The organism is Curtobacterium sp. PvP017, from assembly GCF_054060195.1.
This window is the reverse complement of the sequence record NZ_JBSSCY010000005.1, coordinates 281,741-299,535: the sequence shown is the minus strand read 5'-3', so window position 1 is coordinate 299,535 and position 17,795 is coordinate 281,741. Positions and strand designations below refer to the sequence as shown.

Below are 17,795 nucleotides of genomic sequence, written 5' to 3'. Positions count from 1 at the left end.
CCTGCTGAACAAGACCTTCGGCACCGACGCCGTCAAGCGCGGCCTCCTCGTCGGCACCGCCACCATCACCGCACAGATCAAGTAACACCCCCACGTACTCCGGCTGTGCATGGCAGACCGGAACGGCCAACGCCCCGTCGCTCGCGACGGGGCGTTGCTCGTGCGTGGGGACACCGGGTCAGCGTGCCCGTGCCCGGTACGCCCCCGGCGCAGTCCCGCAGGCTCGGGTGAAGTGCACGTAGAAGCTCGACTGCGACCCGAATCCTGCGGCGTGCGCGATCTCCGAGGTCGTCATCGACGTCGTCGCGAGCAACCGCTGCGCCTCGGCCACCCGGCACCGTGTCAGGTACTCGACGATCGTGGTGCCGACGTCCTGCCGGAACACCGACATCGCGTAGTGCGGGTGCAGGTGCGCCGCCGCTGCGACGTCGGCCACCTCGATGGGTTCACGGAACCGGTCCACCACGAACCGCACCATGTCGATCACGCGGTGCATGGCATCCGCGGTGCCGTGCCCGCCGCCTGGGCGCAGGTCCACGGCGTCGCGGTGGTGCCGGAGCAGGCGACGCACGAGCGCCTGGGCCTCCAGGTTGGCGATGATCTCCGCACCGTCGTCCGCGAAGTCCCGCTGCCACGACCCGAGCATCGACTCGACGTCACGGCCGGCAGCTGCGGTCGGCACGACGACCGGGCGGTTCAGGAGCATCGCTCCGAGGTCGTGGTCGGGCAGTCCCCACGCCAGCACCTCGGCCAGCGGGATGTGCACCCACCGGAACTCGCCCGTGCCGGTGCCGTCACCCACGAGCTGGTGCGGGGTCCAGCCCCAGAACAGTGCGATCTCGCCCGCGTGCACGCTGACCGGCGCCCCGCCGAACCGGTAGTCCAGGTGCCCCTCGAGCACCAGGTTCATCTCGAGGTCGTCGTGCCGGTGGGACGACGCCATGAGCGGGGCCGGGCCACGGTGGCTCCAGTACGCCGCTTCCATCGTCTCCACGTCGAGCACGATGTCGAGACTACGTCAGAGCCCGGTGCGCAGCGCACCGGCCGACACCTCGACACACGGACCGATCCGAGGATCCTGGAACCCCACCGTCCGGAACCGGAGGACCGCACACCCCCGCGCTTCCTACCGTCGACACATGACCAAGATCACCATCATCGGCGCCGGCGGCTTCGTCTTCCCCTTCCGCCTCATCGGCGACCTCGTCTCCTTCCCCGCCCTGCAGGACGCGACGTTGCACCTCATGGACCTCGACGCGGGCCGGGTCGCCCGCACCGCGACGGCCGCCCGCGAGCTCGTCGCCCACCACGGCCTCGGTGTCGAGGTCCTCGAGACCACGGACCGGCGTGCGGCCCTGGCGGGTGCGGACGTCGTCATCATCACGTTCCAGGTCGGCGGCGTCGAGTCGTACAAGTGGGATGTCGAGATCCCGCGCAAGTACGGCATCGACCAGGCGGTCGGCGACACCGTCGGCCCGGGCGGCGTCTTCCGCTTCCTGCGGTCGGTCCGCGCGTACGAGGACATCGCCCGCGATGCCCTCGAGCTCTGCCCGGACGCCCAGTTCATCAACTACGCGAACCCGATGGCGATGGCCACGGCGTTCCTCAACGCGAAGGGGCTCCGGACGGTGGGGCTCTGCCACAGCGTGCAGGGCACGACCCGCATGCTGGCGCGCACGCTCGGCGTGCCGTACGACGAGGTCGAGTTCGTCAGCGCCGGCATCAACCACCAGGCGTGGATCCTCGAGTTCACGCGTCGCAACGGCGAGGACCTGTACCCGCGTCTGCGCGAGGTGATGACGGCGAAGCACCAGCGGGGCGTCGCGGCGTCCGACCTGCACGACGACGACGGCGACCACAGCGAGGCAGCTGCCGCGGCGAGCAACTACGAGGGCGGCAACGAGCAGGTCCGCACCCAGCTGATGCGCTCGTTCGGGTACTTCGAGACCGAGTCGAGCCACCACGCCAGCGAGTACGTGCCGTACTTCCGCAAGGACCCGGAGACGGTGCTCGAGTACATCCCGGAGCGCTGGGACTACTACGAGATCTGCCTGGCGCACGACGAGCAGGGCGACGTGGACACGCAGCTCGAGAAGCTCAAGGCCGACCTGACGCCGAGCGTCGAGTACGGCGCGAGCATCGTGAACGCGATCGTGACGGGCGTCCCCGCGGTGGTCTACGGCAACGTGCCGAACGCCACGGGCGTCATCCAGAACCTGCCGTCCGATGCCTGCGTCGAGGTCGCGTGCCTGGTCGACGGCAAGGGGGTGCAGCCGACGTCGTTCGGTGAGCTCCCGCCGCAGCTCGCCGCGATCAACCGCACGAACACGAACGTGCAGACCCTGGCGGTGCGCGCTGCACTCACGGGCAACGTCGAGCACGTCCACCACGCGGTGGCTCTGGACCCGCTGACGGCGGCGCACCTGACGCTCGACCGCATCGCCGAGATGACCGACGAGCTCCTGCACGCCCACGCGGCGCTCCTCCCCGAGTCGCTGCGTCCGGCGGACGCGGTCACCGCGGCACCGGTGGCCGACCGGGAGGCCCGCCCCGCGCTCGTCTGAACCGTCGCGCCCGACGTGGGGTCGGGTCCAGGACGCGACCCCACGTCGGACGCGCGGCGCCCCGTGTGCGCACCCCGCGCCTCCCGGCCGACCTGAACGGCACCACGACCTCAAAGGAGAGGACCATGCCGACCCGACCATCCCCCCAGCTCGCCAGACGGGGGTTCCTCGCCCTCGCCGGCATCTCGCTGACCGGCGCGCTGGCAGCGTGCGCCGGCGGCGGCACGACCGGCCGCGGCGGGACGAAGCACATCCGCCTGTCCACCTGGAACATCCCGACGGACATCACGAGCTACCAGGCGATCGCCGACGAGTTCGTCGCGGCGCACCCCGGGACGAGCGTCGCCGTCGAGGTGACGACCGGGCAGTTCCACCAGTGGTTCATCACCCGGCTCGCCGCCGACCTGGCGCCGGACGTCATCCGGATCACCCCGCAGCAGATCGGCCGGTACGCCGCGAACGGCAGCCTGGTCGACATCTCGGGGGCCGTCCCGGCGGACTACCGGAAGGACTACAGCGACCCGTTCTGGGCCATCGGCGCACGGGACGACGGCGTGTACGGCGTCTTCCAGCACACCGACAACTTCATCACGTACTACAACCGCGACGTCATGGAGCAGATCGGTGTCACGCCGCCCGAGGCCTTGGCAGACGCGTGGACGTGGGACGAGTTCCTGGAGATCGCGAAGGAGGTCAAGCAGGTCACCGGCAAGTACGCGTTCGGCTACGGCTGGTCCTCGCCCGAGACGGCCTACCGGTGGCTGCCGCTGGTCCACCAGAACGGCGGCGCGTTCCTCGGCGAGGACGGTGCCACCCCGTCGATGGACACCCCTGAGGCGATCGACGCCCTGGCCTTCGGCCGGAAGTGGTACGCCGAGGGCCTCGCGACGACGGGCAACCTCAGCAAGAGCGGCGGCGGCGACGTCTCGCGGAATCTGTTCCTGACCGGGCAGATCGGCATGATGCTCAACAACCCGGAGTCGATCGCGCAGCTCGACACCGACATGCCGGACAACTGGGGCACGGCCCCGATGATCCGGAACGTCGGCGAGGCGAGCGATCTGGGCGGCAACGCCCTGGCCGTCACGAAGTCGAGCAAGCACCCGGAGCTCGCGGCCGAGCTCGTGGCGATGATCACGTCCCGGTCGAAGATGCAGCAGTTCTGCCACGACGGGAACTGGCTGCCCGCCCGGAAGTCCCTCGATGCGAAGGACATCGGGTACGCCGCGAACACCGACACGATGCAGCGGTTCATCGACCAGGGGACGACGATCCCGCTCTCGATGGTGAAGGCCGAGAGCGGCGAGTACTTCAGCTCGCTCAACGCGGTGTTCGCCGACTACCTCGACCTCTGCCTGCTCGGTCAGCTGAGCCCGAAAGAGGCCTCGAACCAGATGATGGAGGCGATGCGCAGTGTCACTGCGAACTGAGACCGCGCCGGTCCGCACCACGGCGTCCACCGCCCCACCGACCGGCGGACTCCCCGCGGGCGGCGGCGCCCGCCGAAGTCGGGGCCGCTTCGTCCCGTACGTGTTCATCGGCCCAGCGGCGCTGCTGTTCCTCGGGTTCTCGCTCGTCCCGATCGTCACGGCGATCGCGCTGAGCTTCCAGGACTCCAGCACCTCGCTCGGCGACGGCACCTGGGTCGGCGGGGAGAACTTCGTCGACATGGGCTCCGACCCGCTCATCGTCACGGCGCTCCGGAACACCCTCGTGTTCACGCTCGGCACCGTGCCGACCTCGATGGCGATCGGGCTCGCGCTGGCCGTCGCCCTGAACCGGCCGCTGCCCGGACGCTCGGTGTTCCGCGCCCTGTTCTTCGTGCCGATGGTCGCCGCCGGCGTCGTGGTGGGCGTCATCATGTCGTGGATCTTCAACGGCGACTACGGCGTCGTGAACAACCTGCTCGAGGCGCTCGGACTGGGGCGCGTGCCCTGGCTGACCGCTCCGGGTTGGGCGATGGCGACCCTGGTGGTCGTCGTGGTCTGGACCCGGATCGGGTTCTGCATGGTGATCTACCTCGGCGCGCTGCAGTCCGTGCCCGCCGAGCTCAAGGAGGCCGCCGCGATCGACGGCGCCTCGCGCTGGGTCCGGTTCCGGACCATCACCTGGCCACTGCTCCGTCCGACGACGTCGATCCTGCTCATCCTGAACGTCGTGTTCTCGTTGCAGGCCTTCGATGTCATCTACGTCATGACCGGCGGTGGCCCCGGCTTCTCGACGACCGTGCTGATCCAGTACGTGTTCCGGTCCGCGTTCATCGATGCCCGGATGGGCTACGCCGCGGCGCTCGGCCTGGTGCTCGTCGCGATCCTGCTCGTGTTCACGTTGCTCCGGCAGCGCGCCAACCGCAAGGCGGAGGAGATGCTCTGATGGCCGTACTCGATGTCCGTGGTCCCCGCCGCCGTCCGGCCGGAGCCCGCGCCCGGCGCCGGCCCGGTCGCTGGGTGCTCGTCGCCGGGCTCACCGCCCTGGCGATCCTGATGGTGTTCCCGCTGTACTGGATGGTCGTCTCGGCGCTCACCCCCGGCGGGCAGTCGCAGAGCGGTACGTTCTCGCTGTTCCCGACCCGGCCGACGTTCGAGAACTACACGCAGGTGTTCAGCACGCAACCGGTCTGGCGGTGGCTCGGCAACTCCGCGCTCATCACCAGCGTCGGCACCGCGTTGAGCGTCGTCGTCTCGCTGATGGCCGGCTACGCCCTGGCGAAGTTCCGCTTCGTGGGCCGCGGGCTGCTGTACTCGGCGTTCCTCGTCACGATCATGATCCCGATCCAGGTCACCCTGGTGCCGAGCTTCCTGGTCGTCGCGAAGATCGGCCTGGTCGACTCGCCGTGGGCGGTGATCCTGCCGACCGTGTTCGACGTCGTGGGGATCTTCATCGCCCGGCAGTTCATGCTCGGGGTGCCGGACGCCCTGATGGAGGCCGCTCGGCTCGACGGCGCCGGCGAGTTCCAGACGTTCTTCCGGGTGGTGCTGCCATCGTGCGGTCCCCTGGTCGGCGTGCTCGTCATCCTCGGCTTCATGACCCGGTGGAACGACTTCCTGTGGCCGCTCGTGGTCCTGCAGGGCAACGAGAACCTGACCGTGCCGGTGGCCCTGTCCACGCTGACGAACAACCCGGCGTTCAGTTCGCCGTGGGGAGCCGTCATGGCCATCGCGACCGTGACCGTCCTGCCCCTGCTCGTGGTGTTCCTGGCGTTCCAGCGGCAGTTCGTGCAGGGCATCGCGTCGACCGGCATCAAGTAGCGGGGGGGGGCGGAGGTACCTGGCGGAATCGGGCGTACCTACCCATTTCTTTCGACCAGGTACGCCCGATTCCGCATCCCAGCGCGGCTGTCATGGGAAAGAACGACGCGTCAGCGGATGATCGAGATGTTGTCCGCCTGCGGGCCCTTCTTGCCGGGGCCCACGTCGTACTGCACGTGGTCGTTCTCCTCGAGCGGCCGGTAGCCGGTCGTCGCGATGATGCTGGAGAAGTGGGCGAACAGGTCCTCGGACCCGTCGTCGGGGTGGATGAAGCCGTACCCCTTCGCGTGGTCGAACCACTTCACGGTGCCGGTCGGCATGGTCGACAGCACGGGGTCAGTGGATGCGCAGTTGCGCGACCATGGGGCAGGCGAACGGGTCGCGGGCAGCGAGCCCGACCCGGTTCAGGTACCGGACGACGATGCCGTAGGAGCGCAGCAGGGTGGTCTCGGTGTAGGGCACGTCGAGCGTGTCGCAGTGGTCGCGGACGAGCAGGCGGGCCTGCTTCAGCGCCGGGCGCGGCATCGACGGGAACAGGTGGTGCTCGACCTGGTAGTTCAGGCCGCCCATCAGGAACGAGACCCACCAGCCGCCGCGGATGTTGCGCGACGTGCGGACCTGGCGCGAGAAGAAGTCGACCTTGGCGTCGTGCGCGATGGTCGGCATGCCCTTGTGGTTCGGGGCGAACGAGGCGCCCATCATCACGCCGAACACGGCGAGCTGCACACCGAGGAACGCGCAGGCCATGCCGAACGGCAGGAACCAGAACACGACCGTCAGGTAGATGCCGAAGCGGGCGACGAGCAGGGCGGCTTCGAGCCAGCGGTGCTTCACGTCGGCCTTGGTGCCGTTGCCCGTGACGATGCTCTGCACCGCGTACCGGTGCAGGTTGAGGCCCTCGAGGGTCAGCAGGGGGAAGAACAGCCAGCCCTGGAACCGCATGAAGGTCGTCATGAGCGGACCCTTGACGGCGGCGGCGTCCTCCGGCAGGAACCGGATGCCGTCCGGCGCGATGTCGGGGTCCTTGCCGACGGTGTTCGGGTTCCCGTGGTGGCGGGTGTGCTTGTTCATCCACCACGAGTAGCTGAGGCCGACCAGGAACGTGCCGAGCCAGCGGCCGGCGTGGTCGTTCCACTTCTGCGAGGCGAAGACCTGGCGGTGCGCGGCCTCGTGCGACAGGAACGCGAACTGCGTGAAGATCACGCCGAGCGCGCCGGCGACGATCAGCTGGAACCAGGAGTCACCCAGGAACGCGAACGCGACCCATGCGAGGGCGAAGGTGACGATGAGTGTGCCGAACAGCGACCAGTAGAACCCGGTGCGGCGGCGGAGGAGTCCGTTCTCCTTGACCTGCGCGAGCAGGGCGGAGTAGGTCGAGGTGCCCTTGGGGCTTCCTGTTCCTGGACGAGTACGTGTGTAGCCCGGAGCGAGCGGAGTGGTGGTCAAGAGGACCAACCTTCCGGTGCGGACCGGCCCTTCGACCGGTTCGTGGTAGTTCACGCGATTGCGCTTGTTGCGACCCTAGGGCCTGAAGGTGCGATTCCACCTGACAATCCGCCTGCCCCACTACGGTGATCGGATGGGCAAGGTCACGCTGCAGGACGTCGCCGCGCACGCGGGCGTCTCGATGAAGACCGTGTCCAACGTCGTGCGTGGCTACCAGCACGTCAGCCCACCGATGCGCGACCGGGTGCAGGCCGCGATCGACGAGCTGGGGTACCGCCCGAACGTCTCCGGACGGTCGCTCGCCACCGGCCGGTCGAACATGCTCGCGTTCGCGTTCCCCGACCTCCGGCGGCCGTACTTCGCCGAGCTCGCGCACGTGTTCTCCCGTGTCTGTGCGCAACGCGGCTACCAGCTGCTGCTCGAGGAGACCCTCGGCGAGGCCGACGGCGAGCGCTCCGCCGTGCGCGGTCGCGAGGCCGGGGTGGTCGACGGCGTCGTCATCCACCCCCAGGTCCTGACCCCCGAGGCGATCGACCGGATCCGAGGGGACACCGCCGTGGTGTTCCTCGGCGAGGACGTCCGCCCCCAGCACGCCGACCAGGTGGTCATCGACAACGCGGGCGCGGCGGCGCAGGCGGTCGCGCACCTGGTCGCCCTCGGTCGCCGGCGCATCGGGTTCTTCGGGCACGAGACCGGTCCGGAGTCCCGTACCTCCGGGCTGCGACTCGACGGCTACCGGGCGGGGCTCGCCGCCGCGGGGCTGCCCGTCGACGATGCGCTCCTGGTCCCCCGCGAGGTCGGCGACGCCGCCGGTGCCGAGACCGCGTTCGGTCGGGCGCTCGACGCCGGGCTGCGGGTCGACGCACTGCTGTGCCGTGACGACCTCGCCGCCCTCGGGGTGCTGCGGGCGATGCGGCTGCGCGGACTCGACGCGCCGCGGGACATCGCCGTGGTCGGCTGGGACGCGATGGGGCTCGGTTCGAGCCTGGTGCCGAGCCTGACGTCCGTCGCGCCGGACACCGTCGCACTCGCGGACACCGCCCTCGACCTGCTGCTCGAGCGCATCGACGGCTCGACGGTGCCGGGGCGGCTGGTCACGGTCGGACACCGGCTGCTGGTGGGCGAGAGCGCGCCGTTCGCGGACGGCTCGGTCGACCGCGGACAGGTGCAGGGCCGAGTCTCGGCCTGAGCGACACTCCTCGTGGCGATCCGCCCGAGAAGTGTCGCCCAGCGCGAGTCTCGGGGCCGCTCAGCGCTCGCCCGGGTGCACGCTCCCCAGGAGCTCGACCACGACGGCACGCAGGCTCTCGGGCAGGTCGACGGTGCCGAGCTCGACGATCCGGTCGGCGCGCGGCAGGTCCTTCGACACGATCTCCCACGCGGCGAGCTTCTCGGCGTTGCCGGCCTGTGCGCGTTCGAGGGCACGACGGACGGCCTCGCGCGCATCGACGCCGACCACCGGCGGCCCGGTCAGCGTGACTGCTCCGCCCGTCGCCGCGTCGACCGTCAGGTCGACCGAGAACCGGTCCGCGCCGCGGGCCGAGACGACCTGCCCGTCGGCCGGGGCGGCGAGGAACGTGATCCGCCAGTCGCGCCGGGCCGGGACGACGTCGATCGCGCCCGTGGTGGTGTGCACGCGGAACTCGGCGAGCGCCGCGTCCCACGTCAGGCGGGTCGAGGCGGTGCGGTCGGTGTCGCCCTCCTGGTCCTCGACCAGGGTGAACGAGCCGGAGGCGCCGGGGGCCACGAGGACCTCGAACGCCGTCGGGTTCGCGGTGGCGTCGAGTTCGTCCTCGGCGGCGAGTGGCAGCACCCCGCCGTCGCGCAGCAGCACGGGCACGGTGTCGAGGGTGCGGTGCAGGTCGACGAACCGGTCGCCGGCGTACACCGTGCCGGTGAAGACGTCGGTCCACGTCCCCGGCGGCAGCCAGGCCCGTGCGGATCCGTGCAGGGTGACCGGGTCGCGTGGTGCGACGATCGGGGCGACGAGCAGTTCCGACCCGAAGGCGTAGGTGTTCGGCACCCGGTACGCCTCGTCGCGCCGCGGTTCCAGGTGGTACAGCGGACGGACGAGCGCGGTGCCCTCGGCGGTCCGGTGGTTCATGGTGTGCAGGTACGGCACCAGGCGGTGACGGAAGCGCAGGGCCTCCCCCATCGCGGTGCGTGCCTCGGCCGGGAACACCCACGGTTCCTTGCGGATGAACGGGTTGTTGGCGGAGTGCAGGCGCATGATCGGCGAGAACACCCCGAACTGCACCCAGCGCGTGGCGAGCTCGTCGTCGCGGACACCGCGGGTGTGGCCGCCGATGTCGTGGCTCCACCAGGGGTAGCCGATGTTCGCGGCGGTGGCGGTGAACTCGGGCTGGAACGCCAGCGACGCCCAGGACACGACGGCGTCGCCGGAGAACCCGACGGCGTACCGGTGGCTGCCGGGGCCGGCGTAGCGCGAGAAGGTCATGCCCTGGTCTCCGGCCCGCGCGGAGTCGAGCAGGTGGAAGTGGTTGAGCAACCAGAGCGGGTCGACGCCGGGCAGGCCGCTCTCGCTGCCCTGCTGCCAGTCGATCCACCAGAAGTCGACGCCCTGCGCTTCGAGCGGCCGGTGCAGCTGGTCGAAGTACGCCTGCAGGAACCGCCGGTCGGTGGGGTCGAACGGGATCGGCTGTCCGGTCGCCGGGTCGATCCCCATCGCCTCGGCCACCGCGGCGTAGGCGTCCTCGAACGCGCGGACGCCGTCGGCGGGGTGCAGGTTGAGCGTGGTGCGCATCCCCCGCCGGTGCAGCTCGGCCAGGAAGGCCACTGGGTCGGGGAACAGCGATGGCTCCCACGAGTAGCCGGTCCAGCCGTCGCCGAACTGCGGCGGCACGGAGTCGACGCGGTGCCAGTCCATGTCGATGACCGCGACCGAGAACGGCAGGCGTTCCTCGGCGAACCGGTCCATGAGCTCCAGGTACGACGTGTCGCTGTACGGGTGGTAGCGGCTCCACCAGTTGCCGAGCGCCCACCGGGGCAGGCGTGTGGGTGCACCGGACACCTGGTGGAAGGCGCGGAGTGCGGCGTCGAAGTCACGGCCGTACGCGAACACCGTGGCGTCGCGGCGGCCGGGCACGCGGGTGCCGATCCAGCCGTCGTCCTCGAACAGGAACGACTCGCTGTCGTCGAGCACGGTGATGCCGTCGCGGGCCAGGATGCCGGGTTCGAGCGGCATCCGGCCGTCGACGTCGTCCAGGGTGCGGCCGGTACCGCCGAGGTCGCGGGGCTCCTGTCCCCAGCGCCAGCGGTTCGCGTCGGGGCCGATGGTCTCGACGACCAGGCCGCTCGGGCTGAACGGACCTCCGTCGTAGCGGAGCCGGGCCCGTTCTGTCGTGATGACGATGCCGCCGGCGCCGCCAGCGCCCTCGACTGCGGCACCGACGCGCTCCGTCGTGAACGCCGGCACCGGCACCCGTCGCCGGATCGCGAACGTCGAGGCACGGTCCTCGAACCCGCCGTCGTCGCTCCACTCGATGCGGAACGTGCCGGCGTCCAGGACGGTGATCCGCCAGTGCTCGCCGGTGACGACGGCAGCGGGGTCGGCCACCGGGTCGGATCCGGGGAACGGCCGGATCGTCGGCAGTGTGGTCTCGGTCATGGTCACGTCGTACCCCTCAGCTCTTGACCGCGCCCTGTGTCACGCCGCTGATGACCCAGCGCTGCGCGAACAGGTAGACGATGATCGTCGGTGCCATGGCCATCAGGTACGAGGCGAAGGCGACGTTGTAGTTCGTGCCGAACTGGCTCTGGAAGATGTTCTGCACCACGGGCAGTGTCTGCAGGGTCGGGTCGGCGGTGATGAGCGACGGCATCATGAAGTCGTTCCACGAGGCCAGGAACGCGAAGATCCCGACGGTGGCGTTCATCGGCCCGAGCAGCGGCAGGATGATGCGCCAGAAGATCTGCCACGTGCTCGCGCCGTCGATGCGGGCGCTCTCCTCGAGTTCGACGGGGATCGACCGCAGGTACGCCGAGTACAGCAGCACGCTGAACGACAGTTGGAACATGGCGTGCAGGATGCCGACGCCGATCGGGTTGTCGAGTCCCATCTGGGCGGTCAGCTTGATCTGCGGCAGCGCCACGACGGGGAACGGCAGGAACATCGCCGCCAGCAGGTAGACGAACGACCACCGGAAGAACCGCTTGTGCCAGTTCCGGACGATCGCGTACGAGGCGAACGAGCTGAGCAGCAGGGTCGCGACGACGGTGAGCGCCGCAACGCCGAGCGACACCGAGAACGAGACGGGGAAGCGCGTGAGCTCCCAGGCCGACGCGAACGAGCCGGGGTTGAACGGGAACGGCAGCGACAGGGCGTTGCCGTCGACGGACTGTTCGCTCGTCTTGAACGCCATCGCGACGGTGACGTACAGCGGGATGAGCACCGTCAGCGCGGCGAGTCCGAGCACGACGGTCAGGGTCCAGTTCGTGCCGCCGAGGCGTCGGCGGTGGCCGCGGCCCGGTCGTCGCGCGTCGCCGGTGGTCACCGCGCGGGTGTCGGTGGGTGGGCGGGTGTCGATGGCGGTCATGCGAGTCGCAGGTTCCTTCCGCGGGTCGCCGCGAGCTGCAGCACGGAGATGAGGACGGTGATGATGAAGAACACGGTCGCGTTCGCCATCTGGTAGGCGTAGTCGCCGCCGGTGAAGCCGCCGAAGATGGTCATCGCGACGCTGCTCGTCGCGCTGCCCGGCCCGCCGTTCGTCAGACCGACGATGACGTCGTAGGCGCCGAGGTAGCCCTTCACGCCGAGCACGGTGTTGATGACGATGAAGCCGCCGAGCAGCGGGAGCGTGATCGCCCGCAGCTGCTTCCAGCCGGTCGCGCCGTCGAGCGAGCTCGCTTCGTACAGCTCCTCCGGGATCGAGGTGAGCCCGGCGGTGTAGATGAGGAGGGCTCCCGGCACGGTCTGCCAGGCGGAGACGATCACGATCGCGACCCAGGCCAGGTTCGGGTCGCCGAGGATGCTCTGCTCGAGCGGTCCGAACCCGACGCTCGTGGCCAGTGCCGGCACGGTGTTCGAGAACAGGAAGTTGAACACGTAGGCGACGATGATCCCGGAGATCACCATCGGGATCACGAAGATCGACCGGAGTCCGGCGGCGAACCGGATCTTCTTCGCCAGCGCGATCGCCAGTGCCAGCGCGATGACCTGCGTGACGATCACGGTGACGACGGCGAACCCGAGCGTGAAGCCGTACGAGGCGAGGATCGCCGGGTCGGACACGAGCGCCCGGTAGTTCTCGAGCCCGAGGAAGTCCCACTGCCCGAAGCCGAGGTAGTCGGTGAAGCTGTAGAAGATGCCGACGCACGCGGGTGCGACGACGAAGGCCGTGAACGCGATGAGGGCGGGCACGAGGAACAGGTAGTACATGCCCTCGGTCCGACGGAGGGAACCCGGGCGACGCGAACGGGCGACGGACGTCGCTGGGTCGGAGTCGCGGGAGAGCGGGGTCTGCATGGTCATGGTGGCTCCTGGAGTCCTGGTCCGGCTCAGACCGTCGCCGAACGGCCGGCGAGACGCCGCCAGTCCGAGTCGAGCCGCTGCAGCATCGAGGTGAAGTCCCCGCTCCGGATCGCCGACTGCAGGTAGTTGCCGAGCGGGATCGAGGTGGGGATGAACGTGCCGGCGCCCTGGTAGAACGCGGCGTCGTCGACGTACTGCTGCAGGCCGGCGAGTCGCTCGTCCTGCTGCGGCGGCGCGTCCTCGGTCGGCGAGTACGCCAGGTTGTCGCGGTTGTACGCGTCGATGACCTCGGGCTGCATGAGGAACTCGACGAGCTCCTTCGCCTCGTCCGGGTGCTGTGACGCGGTCGGGATCCACAGGCCGAGGTCGATGTTCACGCGAGCCTGCCGATCGGCCGGGTCGTTCGACACCGGCAGCGCGAACGTCCCGACCTCGAGCTCCTCGTCCACGAGCGCGATCTGTCCGAGCGCCCACGGCCCCTGCAGGTACATCGCGGCCTCGCCCTTGCCGAACGCCAGGTTGCCGTCCGCGTAGGCACGGGTGGCGTGGTCGGGGTTGAAGAACGTCGAGATGGTCTTCGCACGTTCCATCGGCACCGCGAAGTCCTTCTCGAACGACACCGCGGAGTCCGGCCCGACGTCGGTGCCGAGCGCCTTCATCTTCGTGAAGAACGACCCGGTGTCCACCAAGCTGCCCACGGAGTAGTCGAACAGGCCCTGCCACAGCGTCCACGTGTCGCGGTCCGTCGCGTAGATCGGTGTGACGTCGGCCTTCTGGAGCGTCCGGCAGACCTCGACGAACTCGTCCCACGTCGTCGGCACGGGCAGGTCGTGGTCGGCGAAGATGCGCTTGTTGTAGATGACCCCGGCGGCGGCGAGCGAGTACGGCAGGACGCTCGTGCGGTCCTCGAACTTCGCGTACTGGTTCGTCAGGGTGTCGATGTCCGGCCGGACGCGCGCCGCCGAAGGCAGGTCCCCGAGGTCGCTCAGCACGCCGCGCGAGATGTACCGCGCGAGTTCCAGGTTGTCGTTGAAGCAGCCGACGTCGGCCGGCTCACCGCGGACGAACTGCGGCGCGATCGCCGCCGTGCTGTCGTGCACCACCGACAGCCCGGAGCGCCCCTTCTCGAAGCGCCGCAGCAGCGCGTCGAAGTACGCGATGACCTCCTGCTTCTGCTCGTAGAAGCGCAGCGTCGTCGCACCCCCGGCCGCTGCGCGCGGTGCCGCGCACCCCGCGAGCGCCATCGTGCCGAGCGCGATCCCGCCGGCTGCTCCGGCGAGGAACCCCCGCCGGCTCACGGCCGCGCTGATCGTTCCGGTCCTGCTTCCCACCATCGGGCAACTCCCTCGTGCGCGTCGTCGCGCACGTCTTGTTTACAGCGCTGTAAAACGGAAGTCAACGTTGTAATCGCACCTGACGGGGTGCAGGCGACCAGCAGGCGGACGGGAGGCGCGGGTCGACCCCGCCCCGCGCCTCCCGTCCGGCAGTCGTCAGCGCGACCGCCGCGCGCACCGTGCGCACGCCGCCATCCGGTGCGACACGCCTGAGCGAACGCACAGAGCCGCCGCCAGGCACCATGGAACACATGCCAAGCACCACCTCTGCTCCCCCGTCCAGCCCAGGAACGACGACCTCGGAGGTCCGGCGGTGGGTGTTCTGGCCTGCCGCCGTCCTCGTGCTCGGGTTCGTGGCGTTCACGCTGGTCTCGCCGTCGAGTGCCGAGGCGATGTTCGTCGGCCTGCAGGACGGCATCGTCCGGAACTTCAGCTGGTACTACGTCCTCATCGCGGCCTTCTTCGTCGGCTTCTCGGTGTTCGTCGGCTTCAGCAGGTTCGGCGACATCAAGCTCGGTAAGGACCGGGACGAGCCCGAGTTCTCGACGGGCTCGTGGTTCTCGCTGCTCTTCGCGGCGGGCATGGGCATCGGCCTCGTGTTCTACGGCGTCTCGGAACCCCTCAGCCACTTCGCCTCGCCGCGTCCCGGCGTGACCGGTTCGGAGAGCGAGCTCGCGCAGCAGGCCCTCACCCAGACGTTCCTGCACTGGGGACTCCACGCCTGGGCCATCTACGTGGTGCTCGGCCTCGCACTCGCGTACGCCATCCACCGCCGCGGCCGTCCGGTCTCGATCCGCTGGGCCCTCGAGCCACTGCTCGGCAACCGCGTGCGCGGCGGCTGGGGCAACCTCATCGACGTGCTCGCCCTGGTCGGCACCGTCTTCGGCGTCGCGACGTCGCTCGGCCTCGGCGTGATCCAGATCGGCGCCGGGCTCGAGGACGCGGGGATCGCCGACAGCGGCATCGTCAGCCAGATCGTCATCATCGCCGCGATCACCGCCGTCACCATCGTCTCGCTCGTGACCGGGGTGGCGAAGGGCATGAAGATCCTGTCGAACTTCAACCTGCTGCTCGCCGCAGCGCTGCTGCTGTTCGTGCTCGTCGTCGGCCCGACCCAGTTCCTGCTCCGCGACTTCGTGCAGTCGATCGGTTCGTACCTGCAGAACGTCGTCGGTCTGTCGTTCAACGTCACCGCGCAGCAGGGCGCCGAGGGCGAGGCCTGGCAGGGCGCGTGGACGACGTTCTACTGGGGCTGGTGGATGTCGTGGGCGCCGTTCGTCGGCGTCTTCATCGCGCGCATCTCGAAGGGCCGCACCGTCCGCCAGTTCGTCTTCGGCGTCCTGCTCGTGCCGACCGTGCTCACGTTCCTGTGGTTCGCCGTCCTCGGTGGCGCCGCGATCCACCGCGAGACCGACGGCGGCGGCGGGCTCGTCGGCGCGGACGGCTCGGTCGACGTCGAGGGTTCCCTCTTCACCCTGCTCGGCGACCTGCCCGCCGGCACCGTCCTGGTGTTCGGCGCGATCCTGCTCATCGGCGTGTTCTTCGTGACCTCGTCGGACTCCGGCGCCCTGGTCATGGCGATGATCGCGTCCGGCGGCGACATCGAGCCGAAGAACTGGCTGCGGGTGTTCTTCGCGTTCGTCTCGGCCTTGCTCGCGGTCGCCCTGCTGCTGAGCGGTGGCCTCGATGCCCTGAAGACCGCGGCGATCACCACGGCGTTGCCCTTCAGCGTCGTGCTGCTGCTCACCTGTTGGTCGACGATCATCGCCTTCACCCGCGAGCGGCGGGCGTACGACAAGGCCGAACGCGAGGTCCTGCTCGAACACGTCGGCGCGTACTACGGGCTTGAGGTCGACGGGCCGTCGGAGCGCACGCCACGATCCGCGTTCGGTCGGCCGTGGGCCGCCGTCAAGAAGCGGGTGCGCGGCGGGTCGGGACCCTCTGGTGCCGCCGTCCTGGACGACGTCCCGGTCCGACCGCAGACGGTCTCACCCGACCCGGCGGTCGACGCGAGTCTCGACGACGAGCCGGCTGCGGAGAGCGCACGGCGCCCCACGGAGGGATGACGGACGGAGCCTCAGAGGTGCTTCTCCATGCAGTAGCTCGTCGGGTCGTCGGTGTACGGCGCGAACCGCGGGACCTGGCGGTACCCGAGCTTCTCGTACAGGGCGATCGCCGCGACCTGCGGCAGGCCGGTCTCCAGTTGCAGCGTCGAGATGCCCACGTCACGTGCATGGGCTTCGAGCGCCTGGAGCAGGGCTCGGCCGACCCCGAGTCCTCGGGCGTCGTCGGTGACGAACATCCGCTTGACCTCGCCGGATCCGTCGCGCCGATCGACGATCGCCGCCGTGCCGACGGCCACGTCACGCTCGCGGGCGACGAACAGCGAGACCCCGTCGGCTTCCAGGGCGTCGACGTCGAGGCCGTAGTAGTTCTCGGCCGGGTACAACGCCAGGGCGAAGGCATCCCCCTGGCGGAGCAGGCTGCGGACGTCGTCGCTCCGAGGGCTCTCGATCTGGATGGAAGGCACAGCCGATCCTACGAGTTCAGTCGGCCGGTGGGCGCCGTCCCGCCGAGGACTGGAACCGCACCAGGTACCCGTCCGGGTCCTGCACGAGGAACTGGTCGACGCCCGCCTGCTCGGTCCCGACGTCGTACCACTTCGTCTCGGGCTGCATGAAGAGCTCCGTGCCGGCACGGAGCAGGGACTCGGACAGCGCACGGCTGTCGGGCACGGTGACCTGGAAGTTCACGCCCCGGCCGAGCGGTCGATCGAGCGGACCGGTGATCCAGTTCCGGCCGACCCCGGCCTGTTCGAGCATGAGGTGGGCGGTGCCGAGGGCGACGTACGCGAAGCGCTCCTTGGGCCGGGCGTAGCGGATCTCGAAGCCGCACAAGCCGCACCAGAACGCGAGGCTCCGGTCCAGGTCGGCGACGAGGAGCTCGGGGACGAGAGCGGGCTCGGGGGTCATGGTCACCGGAACAGGTCGAGGTGCGGTGTCGCGCCGGGATCGGCCATCTGCGCTTCGGTCTCGCGCACCAGCTCGTCGACACGAGCTCCCCACCTGCGCATGAACACGACGCGGACGATGCCGATCACGGCCCACAGGACGGCCACCACCCCACGCCCGATGGCCGCCGGGTCCCCCTGGACGACCTCCGGCACGGCGAGCGCGGCCCACAGGACGGCCAAGCTGATCCAGATCCACCCGGTGACCGCGCCCTGGTCGGACTGCCGTCGCAGGAAGCGCCTCCGGATCGTGACCGGGACACCCGTCGGGTCAGGCCCGCCGCGCACCCATCGGTCCATCGCCCGGTACGAGTCGTAGCCGCCGAAGCGCGACCAGCCGCTCAGGATGAGCGCGAACCCGGCTGCGGCGAGGACGGCTACGACGATGAGGACCACCGTCGGGGACATCTCCGGGAAGTGGAGGCCGACCAGCATGAGCCACAGCCCCACGAAGAGGGCGGGGACGCCGAGGAGCTGTGCCCACCCGATGGCGTCGAGTTGTCTGATGCTCACCATTGCACTCTACGCACGCCCACTGCAGCCGGAGCAGGCCGAGCGGCGGCCGGCCGCGGCGCACGCTCGCGCCAGCCACGCCCGGGGCACCTCCCCGAGGTTCCATGACCTGCCGCGTGCATGTCGCCGAGGTTCCACGGGCAGGCTCCGCGGCGCGTGAGATGCCGAGATTCTGGAACCTCGAGCGCG

16 protein-coding genes are annotated in these 17,795 nt (G+C 69.9%); 6 read left to right on the top strand and 10 right to left on the bottom strand.

The window, feature by feature from the left end:
• Window positions 1-178: 178 nt before the first annotated feature.
• Complete coding sequence (locus ACVKXF_RS12500) at window positions 179-1,003, bottom strand: helix-turn-helix domain-containing protein (RefSeq protein ID WP_340196260.1); 825 nt, start codon at window positions 1,001-1,003, stop codon at window positions 179-181.
• A 136-nt stretch (window positions 1,004-1,139) separates the two neighbouring features.
• On the opposite strand from ACVKXF_RS12500, the gene melA reads away from it, so the two are divergent.
• The 4 genes from melA to ACVKXF_RS12480 all read left to right on the top strand — a co-directional run bounded on the left by melA (window position 1,140) and on the right by ACVKXF_RS12480 (window position 5,812).
• The gene (gene melA, locus ACVKXF_RS12495; RefSeq protein WP_123293867.1) at window positions 1,140-2,564 is read left to right on the top strand and encodes an alpha-galactosidase; all 1,425 of its coding nucleotides are present in this window, start codon (window positions 1,140-1,142) and stop codon (window positions 2,562-2,564) included.
• A 125-nt stretch (window positions 2,565-2,689) separates the two neighbouring features.
• The gene (locus tag ACVKXF_RS12490) at window positions 2,690-3,994 is read left to right on the top strand and encodes an ABC transporter substrate-binding protein (protein ID WP_260233120.1); all 1,305 of its coding nucleotides are present in this window, start codon (window positions 2,690-2,692) and stop codon (window positions 3,992-3,994) included.
• Window positions 3,978-4,937: a carbohydrate ABC transporter permease gene (locus ACVKXF_RS12485; RefSeq protein ID WP_456795885.1), complete on the top strand. Its 960-nt coding sequence runs from the start codon at window positions 3,978-3,980 to the stop codon at window positions 4,935-4,937. The genes ACVKXF_RS12490 and ACVKXF_RS12485 overlap by 17 nt, the downstream gene beginning before the upstream one ends.
• The gene (locus ACVKXF_RS12480; RefSeq protein ID WP_340196256.1) at window positions 4,937-5,812 is read left to right on the top strand and encodes a carbohydrate ABC transporter permease; all 876 of its coding nucleotides are present in this window, start codon (window positions 4,937-4,939) and stop codon (window positions 5,810-5,812) included. The genes ACVKXF_RS12485 and ACVKXF_RS12480 overlap by 1 nt, the downstream gene beginning before the upstream one ends.
• Before the next feature lie 110 nt (window positions 5,813-5,922).
• Here the strand turns inward: ACVKXF_RS12480 and ACVKXF_RS12475 are convergent, their stop codons facing one another.
• Together ACVKXF_RS12475 and ACVKXF_RS12470 are read right to left on the bottom strand one after the other, a co-directional pair.
• A complete protein-coding gene (locus ACVKXF_RS12475) occupies window positions 5,923-6,132 on the bottom strand; it encodes a cold-shock protein (protein WP_456795892.1) in 210 nt (69 codons plus the stop codon).
• A gap of 16 nt (window positions 6,133-6,148) precedes the next feature.
• The gene (locus tag ACVKXF_RS12470; RefSeq protein WP_123313590.1) at window positions 6,149-7,258 is read right to left on the bottom strand and encodes a fatty acid desaturase family protein; all 1,110 of its coding nucleotides are present in this window, start codon (window positions 7,256-7,258) and stop codon (window positions 6,149-6,151) included.
• 133 nt (window positions 7,259-7,391) lie between these two features.
• On the opposite strand from ACVKXF_RS12470, the gene ACVKXF_RS12465 reads away from it, so the two are divergent.
• Window positions 7,392-8,447: a LacI family DNA-binding transcriptional regulator gene (locus ACVKXF_RS12465; RefSeq protein WP_456795884.1), complete on the top strand. Its 1,056-nt coding sequence runs from the start codon at window positions 7,392-7,394 to the stop codon at window positions 8,445-8,447.
• A gap of 60 nt (window positions 8,448-8,507) precedes the next feature.
• On the opposite strand, the gene ACVKXF_RS12460 is transcribed toward ACVKXF_RS12465, so the two are convergent.
• From ACVKXF_RS12460 to ACVKXF_RS12445, 4 genes are read right to left on the bottom strand one after another with little or no spacing between them, the layout of a single operon-like run.
• A complete protein-coding gene (locus tag ACVKXF_RS12460; protein WP_456795883.1) occupies window positions 8,508-10,886 on the bottom strand; it encodes a glycoside hydrolase family 31 protein in 2,379 nt (792 codons plus the stop codon).
• 16 nt (window positions 10,887-10,902) lie between these two features.
• Window positions 10,903-11,814, bottom strand: a complete 912-nt coding sequence (locus tag ACVKXF_RS12455) for a carbohydrate ABC transporter permease (protein WP_111086707.1) — start codon at window positions 11,812-11,814, stop codon at window positions 10,903-10,905.
• Entirely contained in the window at window positions 11,811-12,749 is a 939-nt protein-coding gene (locus tag ACVKXF_RS12450; RefSeq protein ID WP_456795882.1) for a carbohydrate ABC transporter permease, read from the bottom strand. The genes ACVKXF_RS12455 and ACVKXF_RS12450 overlap by 4 nt, the downstream gene beginning before the upstream one ends.
• A gap of 26 nt (window positions 12,750-12,775) precedes the next feature.
• A complete protein-coding gene (locus ACVKXF_RS12445; protein ID WP_123313585.1) occupies window positions 12,776-14,047 on the bottom strand; it encodes an ABC transporter substrate-binding protein in 1,272 nt (423 codons plus the stop codon).
• Between the two features lie 287 nt (window positions 14,048-14,334).
• Between ACVKXF_RS12445 and ACVKXF_RS12440 the strand changes: the two genes are divergently transcribed.
• Window positions 14,335-16,149: a BCCT family transporter gene (locus ACVKXF_RS12440; RefSeq protein WP_456795881.1), complete on the top strand. Its 1,815-nt coding sequence runs from the start codon at window positions 14,335-14,337 to the stop codon at window positions 16,147-16,149.
• A gap of 11 nt (window positions 16,150-16,160) precedes the next feature.
• Here ACVKXF_RS12440 and ACVKXF_RS12435 read toward each other — a convergent pair whose 3' ends face one another.
• The 3 genes from ACVKXF_RS12435 to ACVKXF_RS12425 are packed head-to-tail and all read right to left on the bottom strand — an operon-like array spanning window position 16,161 to window position 17,606.
• The gene (locus ACVKXF_RS12435) at window positions 16,161-16,613 is read right to left on the bottom strand and encodes a GNAT family N-acetyltransferase (protein WP_456795880.1); all 453 of its coding nucleotides are present in this window, start codon (window positions 16,611-16,613) and stop codon (window positions 16,161-16,163) included.
• A gap of 16 nt (window positions 16,614-16,629) precedes the next feature.
• Window positions 16,630-17,055, bottom strand: coding sequence for a bleomycin resistance protein (locus ACVKXF_RS12430; RefSeq protein ID WP_456795891.1), 426 nt, complete (start codon window positions 17,053-17,055; stop codon window positions 16,630-16,632).
• 2 nt (window positions 17,056-17,057) lie between these two features.
• Window positions 17,058-17,606 (bottom strand): hypothetical protein, encoded by a 549-nt coding sequence (locus ACVKXF_RS12425; RefSeq protein WP_456795879.1) that lies wholly within the window; start codon window positions 17,604-17,606, stop codon window positions 17,058-17,060.
• Window positions 17,607-17,795 lie beyond the last annotated feature (189 nt).

Bases quoted from the DNA above. Each gene is read 5' to 3' on its own strand.
- melA (WP_123293867.1), top strand. From the start codon at position 1,140: ATGACCAAGATCACCATCATCGGCGCCGGCGGCTTCGTCTTCCCCTTC.
- ACVKXF_RS12490 (WP_260233120.1), top strand. From the start codon at position 2,690: ATGCCGACCCGACCATCCCCCCAGCTCGCCAGACGGGGGTTCCTCGCC.
- ACVKXF_RS12480 (WP_340196256.1), top strand. From the start codon at position 4,937: ATGGCCGTACTCGATGTCCGTGGTCCCCGCCGCCGTCCGGCCGGAGCC.
- ACVKXF_RS12475 (WP_456795892.1), bottom strand. From the start codon at position 6,132: ATGCCGACCGGCACCGTGAAGTGGTTCGACCACGCGAAGGGGTACGGC.
- ACVKXF_RS12465 (WP_456795884.1), top strand. From the start codon at position 7,392: ATGGGCAAGGTCACGCTGCAGGACGTCGCCGCGCACGCGGGCGTCTCG.
- ACVKXF_RS12460 (WP_456795883.1), bottom strand. From the start codon at position 10,886: ATGACCGAGACCACACTGCCGACGATCCGGCCGTTCCCCGGATCCGAC.
- ACVKXF_RS12455 (WP_111086707.1), bottom strand. From the start codon at position 11,814: ATGACCGCCATCGACACCCGCCCACCCACCGACACCCGCGCGGTGACC.
- ACVKXF_RS12450 (WP_456795882.1), bottom strand. From the start codon at position 12,749: ATGACCATGCAGACCCCGCTCTCCCGCGACTCCGACCCAGCGACGTCC.
- ACVKXF_RS12440 (WP_456795881.1), top strand. From the start codon at position 14,335: ATGCCAAGCACCACCTCTGCTCCCCCGTCCAGCCCAGGAACGACGACC.
- ACVKXF_RS12430 (WP_456795891.1), bottom strand. From the start codon at position 17,055: ATGACCCCCGAGCCCGCTCTCGTCCCCGAGCTCCTCGTCGCCGACCTG.